Here is a 19,059-nt window from a genome sequence, read left to right on the forward strand (position 1 = left end):
CCGTCCCCCTGGAGCAAGGACCGCTCATGGCAACGACACCAACGACTGAACACCAGTTCGACACACCTGACGTCCCGTCCCCGGACCTGCTGCGCGAACGCCGCCGCCTGCACACCAAGCTCAAGCTCGCCACCCAGATCGGCGAGGGCATCGACGGCTACATCATCGGCGGCATCGGCATGGCGATGGGCGCCCTCACCACCGATCTGCATCTCTCCACCGTGATGGAGGGCCTGGTCGGCGCCTCCCCGCTCATCGGCATCTTCGTCGGCGGTCCCCTGTTCGGCCGGCTCGCCGACCGCTACGGCAGACGCCCGGTGTTCCTCGTCGACATGCTGATCTTCCTGATCGGCTCGGTGCTCCAGTTCTTCGTCACCGACGGCCTCCAGCTCTTCCTCATCCGGCTGGTGATGGGCATCGCCATCGGCGGCGAGTACGCCATCGGCGCCCCGCTGCTGTCCGAGTACGCGCCCACCAAGGGCCGCGGCCGGCTGCTGGCCAGCCTGGAGATCAGCTGGTACGTCGGCTACGCGCTCGCCACCGTCGTCGGCGCCGCGTTCCAGGGCGTGCACGGCGGCTGGCGTTACACACTGGCCAGCAGCGCGGTCATCGCCCTGGTGTGCGTGGCGCTGCGCGGCGGCATCCCCGAGTCGGCGCGCTGGCTGCTCAGCAGGGGCCGCCGCGAGGAGGCCGAGCGACTCATCGCGCGCTACGGCATGGACATCGACGTCACCGCCGAACTGGCGGAGACGGCCGAACCCCAACAGCAGGGCCTGCGCGCCCTGTTCAGCCGCCGACACCTGCGCAGCACGGTCTTCGCGAGCGTGTTCTGGGCCGCGCTGGTGCTGCCGTACTTCGCCATCGGCACCTTCTGGACCCAGGTCTTCGACGCCCTCAACATGGGCGACAACGCCGTTGCCGCGCTGCTCGTCTACTCCTTCACCGCGGTCGCCGGCGTCACCGTCGGCTGCCTGGTGGTGGACCGCATCGGCCGGCGCAGGCTGCTGATCCCGCCGTTCTGGATCACCGCCGCCGCGCTCGCCACGGTCGCGGTGTGGCCGACGTCCACGCCGGTCATCGTCGGCGGCTTCCTCTTCTTCATCTTCCTCAACGCCGCCTCCAGCGCGCTGACCGCCGTCTACCCGCTGGAGGTCTTCCCGACCTCCCTGCGCTCCACCGGCGTCGGCTTCGCCAGCGCCATGAGCCGGGTCGGTGCGGCCATCGGCACCTTCCTCCTCCCGATGGGCCTCGACCGCTTCGGCGCCCGCTTCGTCCTGCTGGTGGGCGCGGTGGTCCTGGCCCTGGGCGGCCTGGTCTCCCATGTCCTGGCCCCGGAGACGACGGACCTCGACCTGGCGGAGGCGGCCCGCGCCCCGAAGGGACGCGGTGCCGCGCCCGATGTGCGGCTGCCGCCGCGCGGGCGCGACTAGCCGCGGCGAACTCATGGGCGCCGGACGGCAGTTGACCCGGCGGCGCCTACCGGTTGACCGACCGCATCCCCGCCTCGTCGTACCGCTCACCCGACACCGGCGGCAGCTCGGCGTCGATGCGGGCCAGGTCCTCCTTGGTCAGCTCGACGCCGACCGCACCCGCGTTCTGCTCCAGGTAGGTGCGCCGCTTCGTGCCCGGGATCGGCACCACGTCCTCGCCCTGGGCCAGCACCCAGGCGATGGCCAGCTGCGCCGGGGTGACGTCCTTCTCGGCTGCGATCTCCTTGACCTTCGCCGCGAGGCGCTGGTTCGCGTCGAGGTTGGTGTCCGTGAAACGCGGGTTGTTGCGCCGGAAGTCGTTCGCGTTCAGCTCGTCCGGCGAGCTGAAGCGGCCGGCGAGGAAGCCGCGGCCGAGCGGGGAGTACGGCACGAAGCCGATGCCCAGCTCCCGGCAGGCCGACAGCACCTCGGCCTCCACGTCCCGCGTCCACAGCGAGTACTCGCTCTGCACGGCGGTGATCGGGTGCACGGCGTTCGCGCGCCGGATGGTCTCCGCGCTCGCCTCGCTCAGCCCGATGCAGCGCACCTTGCCCTCCTCGACCAGCTCCTTCAGCGCGCCCACCGTCTCCTCGATCGGCACGTTCGGGTCGACGCGGTGCTGGTAGTACAGGTCGATGCGGTCGGTGCCCAGCCGCTGCAGCGAGCCGTGGACCGACGCGCGCACGTGCGCGGCGGAACCGTCCTGCGGGCCGATCGTGCTCATGTCTCCCGGTACGGCGTTGTCCATCCGGTAGTTGAACTTCGTCGCGAGCACGTACTCGTCCCGGTGTCCCCGGATCGCCTCGCCGACCAGCGACTCGTTGGTGAGCGGGCCGTAGAGCTGCGCGGTGTCGAGGAAGTCGATGCCGAGTTCGAGGGCGCGCCGGATGGTCAGGACGCCCTCGTCCTGGTCGGCGGAGCCGTAGAAGGCGGACATGCCCATGCATCCGAGGCCGATGGCCGATACCTGGAGGTCCCGCAGACTGCGCTTCTGCATGTGATGTCCCAGCCTTTCCCGTACACGCGGTCGTCGTCCCGTACGGCACGCGGGCGTGTGCCCTGGTGCGCCGTACGTCTGCGACGCTACGAGTTGGAGCGCTCTCCAAGTCAAGCAACGCTCCGCTCCGGGTCAGGAATCCAGCCGCACCGGCAGCGCCACGCCCGCCTCCAGCCCGGACAGGGCGGCGCCCGGGCACACGTGCGGGCCGTGGCCGAAGGAGATGTGCCGGTTTCTCGTCTCCCGGGTGACGTCGAACTCCCCGGCACTCGGGCCGTGCGCCCGCTCGTCGCGGCCGATCGCCCCGTACGACACGATCAGCGCGTTCCCGGCCGGGATCACCCGGTCGCCGACCGGCAGTTCGACGGCGGCGAGCGGACCGGCCGCCCGCAGCGCCGCGCTCTCGGCGTCCAGGGTGATCCGGGATGCTTCGGTACCGGTCGTCATCGTGACGTGCCTGCCAGGGCGGGGGTGGCGGGGCAGGGCGAGAGGAGTGCGGCCGCGGCCGGGATCACAGGGCCGGTACGGGGGTGAACCGGACCGGCCGTTCGGTCAGGCCCCGCAGCCACGGCGAGGGGCGGCGGGTGAGGGACTCGGCGGGCACCGCCAGGTCGATGTCCGGCAGCCGGTCCAGTACGACCTCGACGCCGGTCCGGGCGATCACCTCGGCGGTCTCCTGCGCGGGGAACGGACAGCGGTGCTCGCCGTGGCCGAAGGAGAAGTGCGCCGCTCGGCCTCGAACGTCTCGGTGAACTCGGCGCCCTGCCGGGCGAGTTCGTCGATGAGCCGCTGGTGCTCCTGGCGGGTCTCGTCGCTGGTGCGGGCCTGCTGGTGCAGGAGCCAGCCGAGATCCTGGGTCACGGAGTCCAGCCGGTGCCGCAGACCGAGCGCGGCGCGCAGGCTGTGCGCGGCCGTGGCGACCGCCGCGCCCAGCACGGCCGCCGCCGTGCCCGCACCCCAGGCCAGCGGGGTGCGCACCGGGTCCGGCTCCGCCGCCACCGCCGCACGGACCACGAGCGCCGACAGGGCGCCGGTCGCGGCGAGGACGGAGAAGAAGGTGCGGAGAGAGGGTCGGTCGCCGGCATGCGTGGGCGGGGTCATCGTTCCGGTCCGGTCCTCGCGGCAGGGGCGGGCAGGTGGAGGAGAACGGAAACAATCGGGTGGTGAGACGTGACGCAGGGTGGTGAACTGGCGGTCAGTGTACGAGAGTTCGTAATCGGAAGTGGAAGGTTCCGCATTCGATCCATGAAGTGGGCGGTCAGAGTCGCGCGTTGGACGCAAGTGGACGAACCGGGCGATCCGGACCCGTGCGAGCGGCGCGGAGTGCCGGGGCGGCGCGCCGGTGCGGGTGCAGGGGAGCCTGCACAGGAGGACGGAAACGGGGCCCCTCGGGTTGCCTCGGCGGGCCGGATTTCCGCGCCTGTGACCTGTGGGTCTTTTCATACCCCCGGGCATCCGCAACGGATCTTGACGACCGCCTCCCGGATCGCTGAACTGTCACCGACCGGGCCTCACCACCACAGAGGCCCACACCGGGGGAGGGACCGGGCATGCACGGCGTGACCCGCACGGAGGGGGTAGGCCGACCGGGCGAGAACCGCACATCTATACGATGGCGCCTGAAAAGCGGAGATGTTGGAAAAACGCCAGCCATGGTTCGTATGCCGGAAGCGTGGCGAAGGGGGCGATGCGCATGACCGGGGAGCAGAAGGCGACGGGCTGCCGTGTCTCATGACGACTGAGACGACGCAGGGGCGCGTCGAGACCTGCCGCTCCCTGATCGCCCGGCTCGCGCGGTTCGCCGGGCGCACGCTGCGCGGCGAGTGGCACGCGATCGTCGTCGAGCCGGTGCAGCGCCTCGCGCGCCGCGGGCTGTCCGGACTGCTGCTGGCCTTCGTCGCCGCCTTCGGCGTCATCTTCTTCCAGGGCATCGCCCAGCACCCCCTCGGCCGGCTCTGGGTGACCCGGCTCGGCGGCGTCAAGGCCGACCTGCCGCTGTGGCTGTCGTTACTGCGCACCCCCGTGTCGCTGTACGTGCCGGCGCTCGACCTGCCGGTGTGGGCCGGCATCACCCAGTTGTTCCTCGCCTTCGCCTGGGCCGAGCTGACCCTGGGCCGGGCCCGGACCCTGGCGATCTCCTACATCACCACGCTGGCCGGCACGCTCACCGCCCGCCTGATGATCGCGATGGGCCCCGGCTGGGGCGGTCTCGGGCTGCCGCCCGCGGCGGCCCACGTGCTCGACACCGGACCCTCCGCCGCCGTCGTCGGCCTGTTCACCTATCTCGCGGTGATCAAGCGGGCGCCGGTGGTGTTCACACTGACGGGCGGCTCGATGGTCGTCGAGTCCATCGCCATCCCCAACCTGGCGGGCCGCGAGCATGTGATCGCGGTGGGCTCGGCGCTCGTCCTCGGCCTGCTGCACGGCCGCCGCGCGTGGCTGCGGGCACGGGTGCGCTCCCTGTTCCCGACGGGCCGTCGAGCCCCGGTGACCGCCCCGACGGCGCCGGCCGCCACGCCGCCCGCCTCCGCGCCCTCTGCACCTTCCGCACCCTCCGCCCCCGCACCCCCCGCTCCCGCGCAGTCCCGGACGGTGCCCGCGCCGGCGCGGGCCGACCGGCGCGGGGACGCCGCGATGACCTCCGCGGAACGCTGACCGGCCGGCGCCCGACTGTGGCGTCGGCCACCCCGGTGGTGTGATGGTTTTCGCACGTCCGTGCCGGTGGGAACCCCTAGGGTTGCCGCGAGGAACGGCAGGCGTGGCAGACACCGTGGTGTTCGTCGCCCGACAGGCAGCCGAAGGGATTCCAGGATGTTCCGCAAGGTGCTGGTCGCCAACCGTGGAGAGATCGCGATCCGCGCGTTCCGGGCGGGCTACGAACTCGGGGCGCGCACCGTCGCCGTGTTCCCGCACGAGGACCGCAACTCGCTGCACCGGCTGAAGGCCGACGAGGCGTACGAGATCGGGGAGCCCGGGCACCCGGTGCGGGCCTATCTCTCCGTCGAGGAGATCGTGGGCGCGGCCCGCCGGGCGGGCGCCGACGCCGTCTATCCGGGGTACGGCTTCCTGTCCGAGAACCCCGAACTGGCCCGCGCCTGCGAGGAGGCGGGCATCACCTTCGTCGGCCCGAACGCCGCCACCCTGGAGCTGACCGGCAACAAGGCCCGCGCGGTCGCCGCCGCCCGGGCGGCGGGCGTGCCCGTGCTCGGTTCCTCCCAGCCCACCACCGACGTGGACGAACTGGTGCGGGCCGCGGAGGAGATCGGCTTCCCCGTCTTCGTCAAGGCGGTGGCGGGCGGCGGCGGTCGCGGCATGCGCCGGGTGGAGGACCGCGCCCAGCTGCGCGAGTCCATCGAGGCCGCCTCCCGCGAGGCCGCCTCCGCCTTCGGCGACCCGACCGTCTTCCTGGAGAAGGCCGTCGTGGACCCGCGCCACATCGAGGTGCAGATCCTCGCCGACAGCACGGGCAACGTCATCCACCTGTACGAGCGCGACTGTTCGCTCCAGCGCCGCCACCAGAAGGTCATCGAACTGGCCCCGGCGCCGAACCTCGACCCGGCCCTGCGCGACCGCATCTGCGCCGACGCCGTCCGCTTCGCCCGCGAGATCGGCTACCGCAACGCGGGCACCGTGGAGTTCCTCCTCGACCCCGACGGCAACCACGTCTTCATCGAGATGAACCCGCGCATCCAGGTCGAGCACACCGTGACCGAGGAGGTCACCGACGTCGACCTGGTCCAGACCCAGATGCGCATCGCCGCCGGCGAGACCCTCGCCGACCTCGGCCTCGCCCAGGACACCATCACCCTGCGCGGCGCCGCCCTGCAGTGCCGTATCACCACCGAGGACCCCGCCAACGGCTTCCGCCCGGACACCGGCCGGATCAGCGCCTACCGCTCCCCGGGCGGCTCCGGCATCCGCCTCGACGGCGGAACCACCCACGCCGGCACGGAGATCAGCGCGCACTTCGACTCGATGCTGGTCAAACTGACCTGCCGGGGCCGGGACTTCAAGGCGGCCGTGGGCCGCGCCCGGCGTGCCGTCGCCGAGTTCCGCATCCGCGGCGTGGCCACGAACATCCCCTTCCTCCAGGCCGTCCTGGACGACCCGGACTTCCAGGCGGGCCGGGTCACCACGTCCTTCATCGAGCAGCGCCCGCACCTGCTCACCGCGCGTTCCTCGGCCGACCGCGGCACCAAGCTGCTCACCTACCTCGCCGACGTGACGGTCAACAGGCCGCACGGCGAACGCCCCGACCTGTTCGACCCCGTCACCAAGCTGCCCGCGCTCCCGGCCGGCGAGCCCCCGGCCGGCTCCCGACAGCTCCTGGTCGACCTCGGCCCCGAGGGCTTCGCCCGGCAGCTGCGGGAGTCGCCGACCCTCGGCGTCACCGACACCACGTTCCGCGACGCCCACCAGTCGCTGCTCGCCACCCGCGTGCGCACCAAGGACCTCCTCGCGGTCGCCCCGGTCGTCGCCCGCACCCTGCCGCAGTTGCTCTCCCTGGAGTGCTGGGGCGGCGCGACGTACGACGTGGCGCTGCGCTTCCTCGCCGAGGACCCCTGGGAGCGGCTGGCCGCGCTGCGCGAGGCCGTACCCAACATCTGTCTGCAGATGCTGCTGCGCGGCCGCAACACCGTCGGCTACACCCCGTACCCGACCGAGGTGACCGACGCCTTCGTGCAGGAGGCCGCCGCCACCGGCATCGACATCTTCCGCATCTTCGACGCCCTCAACGACGTCGGCCAGATGCGGCCCGCCATCGAGGCCGTCCGCGAGACCGGCACCGCGATCGCCGAGGTCGCCCTCTGCTACACCGCCGACCTGGGCGACCCGTCGGAGCGCCTCTACACGCTCGACTACTACCTGCGCCTCGCGGAGCAGATCGTCGAGGCCGGCGCGCACGTCCTCGCGGTCAAGGACATGGCCGGACTGCTGCGCGCCCCGGCCGCCGCGAAGCTTGTCTCGGCGTTGCGCCGCGAGTTCGACCTGCCGGTGCATCTGCACACCCACGACACGGCGGGCGGCCAGCTCGCCACGTACCTCGCCGCGATCCAGGCGGGCGCCGACGCGGTCGACGGAGCGGTGGCCTCGATGGCCGGGACCACCTCGCAGCCGTCGCTGTCCGCGCTCGTCGCCGCCACCGACCACTCCGAGCGCCCCACCGGCCTCGACCTCCAGGCCGTCGGCGACCTGGAGCCGTACTGGGAGGGCGTGCGCAAGATCTACGCCCCGTTCGAGGCGGGCCTCGCCTCCCCGACCGGCCGCGTCTACCACCACGAGATCCCCGGCGGCCAGCTGTCCAACCTGCGCACCCAGGCCGTCGCGCTCGGCCTCGGCGACCGCTTCGAGGACATCGAGGCGATGTACGCCGCCGCCGACCGCATCCTCGGCCGCCTGGTGAAGGTCACCCCGTCGTCCAAGGTGGTCGGCGACCTCGCCCTGCACCTGGTCGGCGCCGGGGTCTCCCCGGACGCCTTCGAGGAGACGCCCGACCGGTTCGACATCCCCGACTCGGTCATCGGCTTCCTCCGCGGCGAGCTGGGCACCCCGCCCGGCGGCTGGCCCGAGCCGTTCCGCACCAAGGCCCTCAAGGGCCGCGGCGAGCCCAAGCCCGCGCCCGAGCTGTCCGCCGACGACCGCGAGGGGCTCGCGAAGGACACCCGGGCGACGCTCAACCGGCTGCTGTTCCCCGGCCCGACGCGCGAGTTCGACGCCCACCGGCAGTCCTTCGGCGACACCAGCGTGCTGGACAGCAAGGCCTTCTTCTACGGCCTGCGCCCCGCCAAGGAGTACGCCGTCGACCTGGAGCCCGGCGTCCGGCTGCTCATCGAACTGCAGGCGGTCGGCGAGGCCGACGAGCGCGGCATGCGCACCGTGATGTCCTCGCTCAACGGCCAGTTGCGCCCGATCCAGGTCCGCGACCGCGCGGCCGCCTCGGACGTGCCGGTGACGGAGAAGGCCGACCGCGCCAATGCCGGCCACGTGGCGGCGCCGTTCGCCGGTGTGGTGACCCTCGCGGTGGCCGAGGGCGACGAGGTCGCCGCCGGTGCCACGGTCGCCACGATCGAGGCGATGAAGATGGAGGCCACCATCACCGCGCCGAAGGCGGGCCGCGTCTCCCGGCTGGCCATCAACCGCATCCAGCAGGTGGAGGGCGGGGACCTGCTCGTCGAACTCGGCTGACCCGTACACGGATGCGCCGCGACCGGATGCCCTGCCGGTCGCGGCGCAGGTGTGTCTCCGGCGCGGCTACAGCCGGTCGCCGCGCTCCCGGAGCCGTGCGAGGAGCAGGTTCGGGTCCTTGCGTGTGAAGTACGCGGCGTTGGGCACGTAGACGATCCGGCCGAGTACGGCGACCGAGGCCGGGTTGGACAGCCCGTCCCGCTGCCCGAGGGCGTCCGTGCGCGATCCGTCGCGGCGCACCAGGACCACCTGGTTGGCCTTGTTGAGCGCGGCCACCACCGTGCGTCCGGAGCCCGTGAAGGCGAAGTCGTCGATGCCGTCGAGCCCATGGGCCAGGGTCTCGGCCCGGCCCGCGGAACCGCCCTGGCCGACGGGGATGCGCAGCAGCGTGCCGCGGTCGGTGTTCGACACCCACACGGCACCGCGGTGCACCTTGAGGCCGTTGACGCCACAGCCGCTCGCCGAGGGGCCGGTCAGCGGCTTGAGCGCCGTGTCCCGGGCCCACGCGGTGGCCGGGCCGCCCTGCTGCGGGACGCGCCAAACGGTGCCGAGCACCGAGTCGGCGGCGTACAGCACGCCCTGGCGTTCGTCGAGGGCCAGGCCGTTGGGATAGCCGTTCGCCGGCAACTGGGCGATCTGCTCGGGTTCCTCGCCGGGGGCGAGGCGCCAGATGCCCGTTCTGCTCGTGCCGGTCGCGTAGTTGACGTACAGCGTGCCGTCGTGGGCGCGGGCGATGCCGGTCACGACGGCCTGGTGCACGAGCGGGGTGTCCGGGTGGGTGACGGCCGGCAGGGTCGCGCTGATCCGGGTCGTGCCCTCGGGCGTGACATGGGCGATCTGCCGGGCGTAGGCGAGGGTCAGGTCGGCGGAGCCGTCGGGTTCGAGCGCGATGTTGTCGGGCGTCTGTCCGGCGGCCAGGCCGAAGTGGGCGGTGATGCGGGCGTCGGTGACGACCGGCTCGGTGCCGGTCGCGGGCGCCGCCGCGATCACGCCGGACGCGAGCGCGGCCGTGGCGGCACCGGCCAGGCGGGGGAGTCGGGGCATGTGACCTCTCTCGGGACGGCGCGCGGGCGCCGGCGTGCGGGGTCACACCACCATGCGGCTGCGCCGGTCGCCGGGGCGGCCGCCGGGCCGCGGGATCGCCCGCGCGGCTCAGCACCCGCCGCGCCGAGCGGCGCGCCCGGGTGACGGCCGCTGCGGTCGCCGGGCTGTGCGGCCTTCACCCGGGCATCGGTCCCGGAGTGTCAGTCCCAGAGCGGGTAGTTCATCACCGGCTTGAACGTGTCCGGCCGGGCGCCGGGGTAGGTCAGGCTGAGGTTCGCGAAGCGCAGGAAGTACGGGTGCTTCTTCCAGGCCTGCTCGCCGTTGAGCCGGATGACGACCGGGTACGCGCGGAAGGTGCCGGCCGCGCAGTACGGCTTGCAGTCGTTGACCATGTTGACGCCGACGGCCTTCGCCCCGTCCGGACCCCACTGGGTCCAGTGGAGTCCGGTCAGCCGGCTGTTGCCGTCGCCGCAGGCCAGGATGAAGTCGTTCGGGCGGACGTTCCGGTGGAAGAAGCAGTCCACGAGTACGGGCTGCCCGGGCCTCGCCCTGACCGGTGTCGTGGCCGTGGTCGGCACGCTGGCCGACGCCGTCGTCATCGCCGCTGTCAGCAGGGTTCCTGCCGCCAGGGTCACCGCCGTTCCCACCACTGATCCGCGCATGGCCGCTCCCACCGTTGTGCTGTGTCCGACCGCGTCCACTCGACGCTACGACCGTACGGCCATTTGCACCAGTCGCGCAGGTCGGACGGCGTGGCGGCGGTGTTCAGCCGTGCTTCACGGTCAGTGCGTAGAACGCCACACGGGCGCCGTCGGTGGTGCTGTCGGAGGAGGACTGGTTGTAGGAACCGGCCTTGAAGTACTGCTTGTACTGCTGGAACGACGACGCGACGGGGTAGTGGGTGGTCGTCCCGTTGACGGTCAGGTCGATCGTGTTCCCACCGGAGACCGCGATCGTATAGCTCCAGGTCTTCCCGATCGCAACATGTCCGACGGCGTGCGAGGTCTGGCCGCCGGAGGGCGAGTTCTCGGTGCCGAGCACGATGTCGCCGTTCGCGCGGTAGTACAGCTCCAGCAGCGGCTTGGTGGACGAGCCGCCGCTGCCGAGGTGGATCTGGCCCACGCAGACGTTCTTCGTCACCGACACCACGCGCAGCGTCGCGCTCATCCTGTGCGCGCCGGACAACGCCCAGTCGGCGGCGCTGCCGTCGCGGTTCATCTCGCGCAACTCGGAGCGGGCGTAGTTCGAGTTGGGGGTGGTGACGCCCTTCTCGGGCGCCCAGAAGGTCATCGCGCCGTCGCGGGTGTCGGTGTAGAAGTACGCGTCCTGGTAGCCGTTCGCGCCCTGGAGCCGGGACGAGGGGATGGTGGTCGGGCTGCCCGGGGAGCCGACGGGTTCCTGAAGCTGCCACACGGACAGGTCGAAGTTGCCGCCGGGGGCGACATGCGGATCGGCGGCGAGCGCGCTGGGGCTGCCGAGGAGGGCGAGCGCGAGGGCGAGACCCGCGGCGGCCGGTACCGCGAGGAGTCGTGCTCGGGTCATGGGGGTCCCTTCGGGCCGGTATGCGGCCACTGTTCATGTGTATGAACAGTGGCCGCATACTTGGTCGCTGGTGACCCGAGAAGCTAGAGGTCCGGACCAGACCCGTCAAGAGGTTCAGCAGGCGCCCTCGTCCTGCCACGGCCCCCACTGCGAGGCGCCGGGCACCTCGTTCTGGGTCCACCACTTGGCCTTCCAGTCGTGCTGGCCGTACGACACCTCGTCCCCGCCCGTGTACGCCGTCGACGCGTTCCACGCCGGCTTGCAGGAGCCGGGCGTCGGGGTCGGCGTGGGGGTCGGTGTGGTGGTCGGCGGGGTGACGCCCGCGAACTTCACCGAGTACTTCGCGAAGTCCCAGTCGCCCTGCGCCACGCTGGAGCAGGTGCCGGACGTGCGGCCCCCGTTGTCCGGCGGGCTGCACTGCCGGTCGCGGTTCAGGGACCAGAACGTGAAGCGGTCCATGTTGTGGCTCGTGGCGTAGTCCAGCACGGTCTGGAAGTCCGCCTGGCTGAAGATCTCGCCGGTGTCGCTGCGGCCGTTCATGCCGGAGAAGCCCTCGTGGGCGTACGCGGTCGCCTGGTCCCAGCCGAAGGTCGACTGGAGGATCGCGTTGAAGTTGGTCAGCGCGCTGGTCTGGCTCGCCGCGCCGTTGAAGCCGCCGTCGAACGGCATGATGGAGAAGTTGTTCGGCGTGAACCCCTGGGACTTGGCCTCCAGCAGCATCTGCTTGCCGAACCAGCCGGTGCCGTCCGCGGTGCCGGCCGTCGTCACGGAGACGTACAGTCCCGGGTTGTCCTGCTGGAGGATCTTGGCCGCGCCGATCTCGTTGTGGATCGCCGCCGTGTTCTCGTACTCCGGCTCCTCCAGGTCGAAGTCGATGGCGTGCAGGCCGTACTTGGTGATGACCTGCTGGTAGGCGGCCGCCGTGGCGGCGGGGTCGGCGCAGGCCTGGCCGAGCTTCGTGCCGCCGTAGCCGCCGATGGAGACCGACACGTCCCCGCCCTTGCCGCGGATGGTGTTGATCATCGACTGCACGGCCGTGTCGGAGGAGACCGGTGCGGTGCCGCCCCACGTCGGCGAGCAGCCGCCGCCGTTGGGGGCGAGGACGAACGCCAGCTGGAAGGCCTTCAGGCCGGTCGCGTCCATGATGGCGGACGGGTCCGGTGGGTCGTTGTCCAGCGGCATCAGATACGGGGCCGCGGCGTACCAGCGGTTGCTCAGCGCGGTGGTCGCGCCCGAGGCGTTGCCCGCGACGAGTGCGGTCGTGCCGGCGGCGGCGAGGGTGACGGCCGCCGCCGCGCCCAGACATGCGCGAAGCCGTTTCACTGCGTGCCTCCAGAGGGTGGGGGTGGGGAGTCCCCATGCGGGGAGCCCCACCCTCCGGGAGCTGTTGCGGCCACGTCAATAAGCTGGACTAGACCAGCGCGCTCTTTGGACTAGACCATACGATTCCTTTACCTGCCGTCGACCAGTCGCACCGTGAACCCGCGGTCGAGCGGCAGGCTCGCCGTGCTGATCGTCGTGACGTGCGTGTCCGGGTCGAACGACCAGGCGGACGCGGGCAGTTGACGGCCGTCGAGCAGGACGCGTGCGGGCGCCGCGGCGCCGTGCACGGTGAACCGGTACGCACGGGCGTCCACCTTGCCCGCGTAGTCGCCCTCGCTCGCGCCCACCGAGACGGTCGTGCCCCTGCCGTCGGCGTGCAGGGACACCCGCTGGGCGGCCGCGGCGCCCTTGGCGAAGTCACGGGTCACGCCGTCGTCCTCGTACAGCGTGTAGTGGCTCGTGCCGCGGGCCGCCGGGTACAGGTCCCAGTCCAGTTCGTGCCGGTCCCGGGTCTGCCAACTCGTCGTTCCCTTCGGCCACATGGGCACGACCGCGCCCTCGCGCACGAACAGCGGGAGCGTGTCGAGCGGCGCGTGGTAGCCGTTGACCGTGGTCGGACCCTGGTAGGTGCGGCCCGTCCAGTAGTCGGTCCAGGTGCCCTTCGGCAGATAGATGCCGTCGCGGGTGTCCGAGTCCTGGTAGACCGGAGAGACGAGGAAGTCGGGGCCGGACAGGAACTCGTACTTCGCCTGATCCGAAAGGGTATTGGGGTCGTCCGGGTACTCCAGCCACAGCGGCCGGATCGCCCCCACCCCGGTCTTCGCCGCCTCGGCGGACAGGGTGTACATGTACGGCAGCAGCCGCTCCTTGAGCTGGAGGTACTTCCGGTTGATCGAGGTGTACGGCTCCCCGTCCAGCCAGGGCTGCTGGTCGGCGGGCTTCTTGGTGGTGAGGTCGGTGGCCCAGCCGTCCATGGTCATGATGGCCGGCAGGAACGCCTTCCATTGGAGGTCGCGGGCGTACATCGTGGGGTCGTGGCGGTAGATGCTGCCCACGTCGCCGGTGTCGTACGCGATGCCGGACATCGTCGCCCCGGCGTAGGCCGGGATCTGCCAGCGGATGTAGTCCCACGACAGCTTCTGGTCGCCGCTCCACAGCACCCCGCAGCGCTGCGCGCCCGCCCAGGACACCGGCAGCCACACGAATCCGCGGGCGTCGCTGTTGTCCTCGATGCCCTTCTTCGCCGCGTCGCACGCGTCGAGGGCGAACTTGTAGCCGTTGCCGACCCAGGCCACGTCCAGCTTGGCCACCCGCTGACCGGCCTTGACCTGGTCGGCGAGCTTGTCGATGCCGTCCTGGGTCCACAGGCCGAGCTGGGCGTGGTGGTCCTGGAGGCCCTTCGCGGTCTGCTCCAGGTTCTCGTACCCGCAGCCGTAGCCGTCGTTGACCAGCATCCAGCCGAGCGGCATCCGGTGCTGCGTGTACCCGTCGGCGACCTTCAACGCGTCCAGGGTGTGCCGCTCGCCCCGGTTGGCGTTGTGCAGGTAGCAGTCGGAGTCGCCGGGTTCGAGGCCGTAGACCGGCGGCATGAACGGCCTGCCGACCAACGCCGTGTACTTTCCGATCACTTGCTTGGCGTCACCGAGGAAGTAGTAGGCGTCCAGGCGCCGTTCCTGCTGACCGGTCGTGACCGGCTGGCCGAAGGTGTACACGCCGGGCGCGAAGGTGTTGCGGAGGACGCCGTAGCCCGCGCTGGAGAGGTAGAACGGCTGGGAGTTGTTGTAGCCGCCCTCGTCCCAGTCGAAGCTGTTGGCCACGTACATCGTCCGGCCCCGGTGCGAGAAACTGCCGTTCTGCTCGCCGCCGCCGAAGAACTGCTCGTCCGCCCCGCGCGTGAGACTCTGCCGCATCCCGCCGGTGGACCAGCGCAGCGGCTTGTCCTCCTGCCAGATCCGGGTGCGGTTGTCCGGCCTGTACAGACCGAAGCGCAACGGCTTCTTGTACACACGCAGTACGGCCTGCGGCGAGCGGACGCCGTAGTAGTCGCCCGCGTCGAAGGACGAGGTGTGCCGCTGGAGCGCGGGCTCCTTGCGCACGATCGCGGTGCCCGCCGGGTCGCTCAGCGAGCCGGACGGATCTGCCTGGAGCCGGAGTTGACCATTCGTCAGGAAGTCCGCCCGCGCCGTCAGCCGCCCGGCCCGCACCGTGTAGCTGCCGTCGCCGCCCGAGAAGGAGGTCAGGTCGCCGGCGTCCGTGGTCGCGGGCAGATACGCCGTGCCCGTGAAGGAGTTGTCGTGCACGTCGTACGGCACGACCAGCACGTGGTACGTCCCCGACGCCCGCGGGATCACCGTGGCCTCCGGGTCGGCGGTGCCCGCGCTGGACGCCACCTGCTTGCCCTGGTCGTCGTAGACGTACAGGTCGAAGTCGTCGGAGGGCTTGGCCCACGTGATCGACAGCGGAACGCCGCCCTCGGGGTTGTCGTCCCAGTAGCCGGCCGGCACCGAGACGGTGAGGTCGAAGCGGTCGCAGACCTTGTCGTCCGGGTCGCTGCCCGCGGCCGGGCAGCTCTCGGTGCCGCCGCCGGTGCCCTTGGCGTAGACCGGGCTCTGCCAGCTGACGCTGCTGTGGGCGGTGTCCAGCAGGGCGCCGGAGGCGGAGGCGGCGGCCTGGGCGGGCGCCGGGCCGGTGAGCACGGTCGCCGCCAGGGCGGTCGCCAGCCCCAGCGGTACCCAGGCCGGCCAGGGCACACGGTGACGCGGTCTTTCCAGTCCTCGCGGTCTTTGCGGTCTGTGCACGGCGGAACAGCTCCCCTCGCAGCACTGCGGACTGACTGTTCGTGCGGATGACGCGCCGAATGGTGCTCGGAAACGCTTGAAATGAGCTCCAATCGAGCAACTTCAAGCACGAAGCCTCAAGGGTGGCGCAGGTTCATGTCAAGAGCGCGGTACGGAACGCGGGGCGGGCATGACGAAGGCCGGCCCCCTCGTGGACGGGGGCCGGCCTTCCCGGCGGGGTCGTTCGTGGGCCGCCTCAGGCGGTGTTCTTCCGGAGCACGATCTGGGTCTGCGTCGTCTGGCCGACCAGCCGGTCCCGGTCGTCGCGCAGATCGGTCTGCACCACCAGCAGCGTGCCGCCGAGGTGCAGGGGCCGGGCCGTGGCGTGCACGTGCCCGGAGGCCACCGCCCGCAGGAAGTTGGTCTTGGACTCCACCGTCGACGTACCGGACGCCCCCTCGGGCAGATTCAGATACGCGCACACCGCCCCGACGCTGTCGGCCAGCGCCATCAGCGCCCCGCCGTGCAGCACACCACCCGCCGTGCACAGCTGCGGGGACCAGGCCAGAGCGCCGACGACCCGCTCGGCCGTGGCCTCGCGCAGTTCGATGCCCAGGCCGGCCGCGAAGGGCATCGCGGCCAGCAGGTCGGCGGGCTGGGGGACGGGTGACATGGCATACCGCCTTTCGCGCAACGGATCACATCGGCCGGTCGTCAATCCTGCGCCGTCTCCTGGAGCTTGGCCAGGGTCAGTACGCCGCCCCCGATGCCCCAGCCGCCGTCGGCGACCTCCTCCACCAGGACCATCGTGGCGGCGCGGGCCCGCTCTCCGTAGATCTCGACGTACAGCTCGGTGGCGCGGGTGACGATCAGCTCCTTCTGCTGCTCGTCCAGGCTTCCGGCGGGCACCTTGAAATTCGCGAACGGCATGGTGTTTCTCCTTCGATGACGGTGTATCAGAGGGAACTTCCGGCGGTGAGCAGGTCGTCGAGGCCCACGCGGCGGAAGAAGTCGGCGCGGACACGGTCGGCGACCGCGGAGACGACCTCGCTGCCGTCCCGGGAGGGGTCGACATGCGTGCGCAGCGGGCGCCGGCCGGCGGGCAGGGCCACCAGCCGTACGACGGCCCGGGCGACCTCCGGCACGTCCGCGTCCGGCGGCACCAGCGCCGCGAGGCGCTCGTCCAGCCCCGCCAGGAGGGCGCCGTAGCGTTCGTCGTAGGCGTTCGCGCGGCCGGTGTCGGCGGGGGTGCCGGCGTGCAGGAAGTGGTTGGTGCCGGAGGTGAAGGCGCCCGGTACGACGATCGCGGTGTCGATGCCGAACCGGACCAGCTCGCCGGCGTAAGAGACCGCCAGCGCGTCCATCGCCGCCTTCGCCGCGAAGTACGGCCCGAGGAACGGCGGGCAGCCGCCGCGCGTGCTGGAACTGCCGATCCACACCAGCAGTCCCGCCCCCTGCTCCCGCAGTGCGGGCAGGGCGGCTCGGTTCACGCGCTGGGCGCCCAGCACGTTGACGTCGTACAGGTCCGCCAGCTGCTCGGGAGTGAAGGCCTCGGCGGGCCCGGTGACCATGTGGCCCGCGTTGTGCACCACCACGTCCAGGCGGCCCTGCTCGGCCAGCACCCGGGCCACGGCCGTGTCGGCGCCGCCCTGGGAGGTGACGTCCAGGTCGACCGCGTGCAGGGACACGCCGTGTCCGGCCGCGTACCGTTCCAGGGCGGCCACGGCGGGCGCGTTGCGGCCGGCCGTGTGGCGCATGCCCGCGTAGACGGTGTGACCGGCGTCGGCGAGCGCGCGCACGGTGAGCGCGCCGAAGCCGCTGGAGGCGCCGGTGACCAGGATCGTCCGGGGGGTGTCGGTCGTCATGATGCCTCGCTGGGGGTGGGAGTGGGGGTGGGGGAGACAGGGGGATGGGCCGGGGGTGAGGGGGGGATCAGATGATGCCGCCGTTGGCGCGGACCACCTGGCCGTTGACCCAGTGGCCGGCCGGGGAGGCGAGGAAGGACACCACCCCGGCGATGTCCTCGGGCGTGCCGAGGCGCTCCAGCGGGGACTGGGCGGCCAGGGCGGCGACGGTCGCCTCGTCCTTGCCGTCCAGGAACAGATCGGTGGCCGTCGGGCCCGGCGCGACGGTGTTGGCGGTGACGTCCCGGCCGCGCAGCTCGCGCGCCAGCACCAGGGTCAGCGCCTCGACCGCGCCCTTGCTCGCGCTGTAGGCGCCGTAGGACGGGAACGCCAGGCCCACCACGGAGCTGGAGAACCCGACGAACGCGCCGCCCCGGCGCAGCGTGCGAGCCGCCTCCCGGGCGACCACGAACGTGCCGCGCACGTTGGTGCGGTGCAGCGCGTCCAGCTCCGCGAGGTCCAGCTCGGCGATCGGCGCCAGATACATCCGGCCCGCCGCGTGGACCACGACGTCCACCCCGCCGAACTCCTCGGCGGCGGCCTCGAACACCGCGGCGACCTGCCGCTCGTCGGCGACATCGGCGCGCACGGCGAGCGCGCGGCCGCCGGCCGCGGTGATCTCCGCGACAGCGGCCTCGGCCGACTCGCGGTTGCCGGCGTACCCGACCACCACGGCGTGTCCCTCGGCGGCGAGCCGGAGCGCGGTCGCCCGGCCGATGCCGCGCGAGCCTCCGGTGACGACGGCGACGCGGGGCGTCGAGGGGGCGGTGGCTTCGGTGGACATGAGATCTCCAGTCGTTGAGGGCGTCAGTCGCTGAGGGCGTCGCCCCCGGTCGGTGACCTGCTCGGTGACTCCACCGTGCGCCGTCGTGCCCGGAGCAGCCACGGCTGCGCTCACCCTGGGGTCGGCAACCCCTGGATACGCGGGGCGGCGGGCGCGACCATGGAGGGCGTGAACCACGCAGAGCTGGCCGCCTTCCTCAAGTCCCGGCGCGACCGGGTCCGCCCCGCCGACGTCGGCCTGCCCGCGGGACCCCGCCGCCGGGTGCCGGGCCTGCGCCGCGAGGAGGTCGCCCAGCTGGCCGGACTGTCCGCCGACTACTACACGGAGCTGGAGCGCGGCCGGGGCGCACAGCCCTCCGCGCAGGTCCTGGCCGCCCTCGCCCGCGCCCTGCGGCTCAGCGGCGACGAACGCGACCACCTCTTCCATCTCGCCGACCGCCCGCCGGCGCTCGCCGCCGGCGGCCCCACCGCACTCGTCCAGCCCGCCCTGCTCGGCCTGCTGGACCGGCTCACCACGACCCCCGCCCAGGTCATCACCGATCTGCACGAGCCCCTCGCGCAGAACCCGCTCGCCGTGGCGCTGCTCGGCGCGATGCCCGCCGGACGCGGGCCCGAGCGGAGTTTCGTCTACCGCTGGTTCACCGACCCCGCCGCCCGCGGCCTGTATCCGGCCGAGGACCATCCGCACCACTCCCGCGTCTTCACCGCCGACCTCCAGGCCGTCGCCGCCCGGCGCGCGAAGGACGCCGACGTGACCCGGATGGTGGCGGCGCTGCGCCGGCGCAGCACGGAGTTCGCCGAGCTGTGGGAGCGGCGGGAGGTGGCCCTGCGCCGCACCGACCACAAGCGCATCGTCCACCCCGCGCTCGGCGTCATCGAGCTGGACTGCCACAACCTCTTCAGCGAGGACGGCCGGCAGCGGCTGCTGTGGTTCAGCGCTCCGCCCGGCACCGAGGGACACGCCCAGCTGGAACTGCTCTCGGTCATCGGCACGCAGGACCTGAGTACCGGGGTGGAGTCCTGACCGATGTCCG

The 19,059-nt window shown here is 72.1% G+C and carries 15 protein-coding genes and 2 pseudogenes; 4 read left to right on the top strand and 13 right to left on the bottom strand.

What is annotated here, in order from left to right:
- Positions 1–26: 26 nt before the first annotated feature.
- The gene (locus tag AC4OXY_RS42840; protein ID WP_362823007.1) at positions 27–1,430 is read left to right on the top strand and encodes an MFS transporter; all 1,404 of its coding nucleotides are present in this window, start codon (positions 27–29) and stop codon (positions 1,428–1,430) included.
- Between the two features lie 46 nt (positions 1,431–1,476).
- Here AC4OXY_RS42840 and AC4OXY_RS42845 read toward each other — a convergent pair whose 3' ends face one another.
- The 4 genes and pseudogenes from AC4OXY_RS42845 to AC4OXY_RS42860 all read right to left on the bottom strand — a co-directional run bounded on the left by AC4OXY_RS42845 (position 1,477) and on the right by AC4OXY_RS42860 (position 3,567).
- The gene (locus tag AC4OXY_RS42845) at positions 1,477–2,466 is read right to left on the bottom strand and encodes an aldo/keto reductase (RefSeq protein ID WP_491992411.1); all 990 of its coding nucleotides are present in this window, start codon (positions 2,464–2,466) and stop codon (positions 1,477–1,479) included.
- A gap of 150 nt (positions 2,467–2,616) precedes the next feature.
- Positions 2,617–2,838, bottom strand: a pseudogene (locus AC4OXY_RS42850) (cytochrome P450); the annotation flags it as partial.
- Positions 2,839–2,977: 139 nt separating this feature from the next.
- A pseudogene (locus tag AC4OXY_RS42855) lies at positions 2,978–3,202 on the bottom strand (cytochrome P450); the annotation flags it as partial.
- Entirely contained in the window at positions 3,127–3,567 is a 441-nt protein-coding gene (locus tag AC4OXY_RS42860; protein WP_491994825.1) for a hypothetical protein, read from the bottom strand. The pseudogene AC4OXY_RS42855 and the gene AC4OXY_RS42860, both read right to left, overlap by 76 nt.
- 630 nt (positions 3,568–4,197) lie before the next feature.
- On the opposite strand from AC4OXY_RS42860, the gene AC4OXY_RS42865 reads away from it, so the two are divergent.
- Together AC4OXY_RS42865 and AC4OXY_RS42870 are read left to right on the top strand one after the other, a co-directional pair.
- Positions 4,198–5,121, top strand: coding sequence for a hypothetical protein (locus tag AC4OXY_RS42865; protein ID WP_356034050.1), 924 nt, complete (start codon positions 4,198–4,200; stop codon positions 5,119–5,121).
- 156 nt (positions 5,122–5,277) lie between these two features.
- Complete coding sequence (locus tag AC4OXY_RS42870; RefSeq protein ID WP_491992412.1) at positions 5,278–8,652, top strand: pyruvate carboxylase; 3,375 nt, start codon at positions 5,278–5,280, stop codon at positions 8,650–8,652.
- A 66-nt stretch (positions 8,653–8,718) separates the two neighbouring features.
- Here AC4OXY_RS42870 and AC4OXY_RS42875 read toward each other — a convergent pair whose 3' ends face one another.
- The 9 genes from AC4OXY_RS42875 to AC4OXY_RS42915 form a co-directional block, all read right to left on the bottom strand.
- Positions 8,719–9,696, bottom strand: a complete 978-nt coding sequence (locus AC4OXY_RS42875) for an SMP-30/gluconolactonase/LRE family protein (protein WP_356034054.1) — start codon at positions 9,694–9,696, stop codon at positions 8,719–8,721.
- A 200-nt stretch (positions 9,697–9,896) separates the two neighbouring features.
- Positions 9,897–10,358, bottom strand: a complete 462-nt coding sequence (locus AC4OXY_RS42880; protein ID WP_356034056.1) for a hypothetical protein — start codon at positions 10,356–10,358, stop codon at positions 9,897–9,899.
- Between the two features lie 103 nt (positions 10,359–10,461).
- Positions 10,462–11,238, bottom strand: a complete 777-nt coding sequence (locus tag AC4OXY_RS42885; RefSeq protein ID WP_356034058.1) for a polysaccharide lyase family 7 protein — start codon at positions 11,236–11,238, stop codon at positions 10,462–10,464.
- A 114-nt stretch (positions 11,239–11,352) separates the two neighbouring features.
- Positions 11,353–12,561, bottom strand: coding sequence for a carbohydrate-binding protein (locus tag AC4OXY_RS42890; protein WP_376292166.1), 1,209 nt, complete (start codon positions 12,559–12,561; stop codon positions 11,353–11,355).
- A 128-nt stretch (positions 12,562–12,689) separates the two neighbouring features.
- On the bottom strand, positions 12,690–15,311 hold the full coding sequence (locus AC4OXY_RS42895; RefSeq protein WP_491992413.1) for a glycoside hydrolase family 31 protein: 2,622 nt from the start codon (positions 15,309–15,311) through the stop codon (positions 12,690–12,692).
- A 283-nt stretch (positions 15,312–15,594) separates the two neighbouring features.
- A complete protein-coding gene (locus AC4OXY_RS42900; RefSeq protein WP_356034062.1) occupies positions 15,595–16,011 on the bottom strand; it encodes a PaaI family thioesterase in 417 nt (138 codons plus the stop codon).
- Positions 16,012–16,052: 41 nt separating this feature from the next.
- On the bottom strand, positions 16,053–16,268 hold the full coding sequence (locus tag AC4OXY_RS42905) for a tautomerase family protein (protein ID WP_356034064.1): 216 nt from the start codon (positions 16,266–16,268) through the stop codon (positions 16,053–16,055).
- 26 nt (positions 16,269–16,294) lie between these two features.
- Positions 16,295–17,203: an SDR family NAD(P)-dependent oxidoreductase gene (locus AC4OXY_RS42910; protein ID WP_491992414.1), complete on the bottom strand. Its 909-nt coding sequence runs from the start codon at positions 17,201–17,203 to the stop codon at positions 16,295–16,297.
- A gap of 67 nt (positions 17,204–17,270) precedes the next feature.
- Entirely contained in the window at positions 17,271–18,026 is a 756-nt protein-coding gene (locus tag AC4OXY_RS42915) for an SDR family oxidoreductase (RefSeq protein ID WP_491992415.1), read from the bottom strand.
- Positions 18,027–18,194: 168 nt separating this feature from the next.
- Here AC4OXY_RS42915 and AC4OXY_RS42920 point away from each other — a divergent pair, with 168 nt between their 5' ends.
- On the top strand, positions 18,195–19,049 hold the full coding sequence (locus AC4OXY_RS42920) for a helix-turn-helix transcriptional regulator (protein WP_356034073.1): 855 nt from the start codon (positions 18,195–18,197) through the stop codon (positions 19,047–19,049).
- Positions 19,050–19,059: the final 10 nt, after the last annotated feature.

Source organism: Streptomyces sp. HUAS MG56 (genome assembly GCF_058673395.1).

Bases quoted from the DNA above. Each gene is read 5' to 3' on its own strand.
- AC4OXY_RS42840 (WP_362823007.1), top strand. From the start codon at position 27: ATGGCAACGACACCAACGACTGAACACCAGTTCGACACACCTGACGTC.
- AC4OXY_RS42845 (WP_491992411.1), bottom strand. From the start codon at position 2,466: ATGCAGAAGCGCAGTCTGCGGGACCTCCAGGTATCGGCCATCGGCCTC.
- AC4OXY_RS42860 (WP_491994825.1), bottom strand. From the start codon at position 3,567: ATGACCCCGCCCACGCATGCCGGCGACCGACCCTCTCTCCGCACCTTC.
- AC4OXY_RS42865 (WP_356034050.1), top strand. From the start codon at position 4,198: ATGACGACTGAGACGACGCAGGGGCGCGTCGAGACCTGCCGCTCCCTG.
- AC4OXY_RS42870 (WP_491992412.1), top strand. From the start codon at position 5,278: ATGTTCCGCAAGGTGCTGGTCGCCAACCGTGGAGAGATCGCGATCCGC.
- AC4OXY_RS42875 (WP_356034054.1), bottom strand. From the start codon at position 9,696: ATGCCCCGACTCCCCCGCCTGGCCGGTGCCGCCACGGCCGCGCTCGCG.
- AC4OXY_RS42880 (WP_356034056.1), bottom strand. From the start codon at position 10,358: ATGCGCGGATCAGTGGTGGGAACGGCGGTGACCCTGGCGGCAGGAACC.
- AC4OXY_RS42885 (WP_356034058.1), bottom strand. From the start codon at position 11,238: ATGACCCGAGCACGACTCCTCGCGGTACCGGCCGCCGCGGGTCTCGCC.
- AC4OXY_RS42900 (WP_356034062.1), bottom strand. From the start codon at position 16,011: ATGTCACCCGTCCCCCAGCCCGCCGACCTGCTGGCCGCGATGCCCTTC.
- AC4OXY_RS42905 (WP_356034064.1), bottom strand. From the start codon at position 16,268: ATGCCGTTCGCGAATTTCAAGGTGCCCGCCGGAAGCCTGGACGAGCAG.
- AC4OXY_RS42910 (WP_491992414.1), bottom strand. From the start codon at position 17,203: ATGACGACCGACACCCCCCGGACGATCCTGGTCACCGGCGCCTCCAGC.
- AC4OXY_RS42915 (WP_491992415.1), bottom strand. From the start codon at position 18,026: ATGTCCACCGAAGCCACCGCCCCCTCGACGCCCCGCGTCGCCGTCGTC.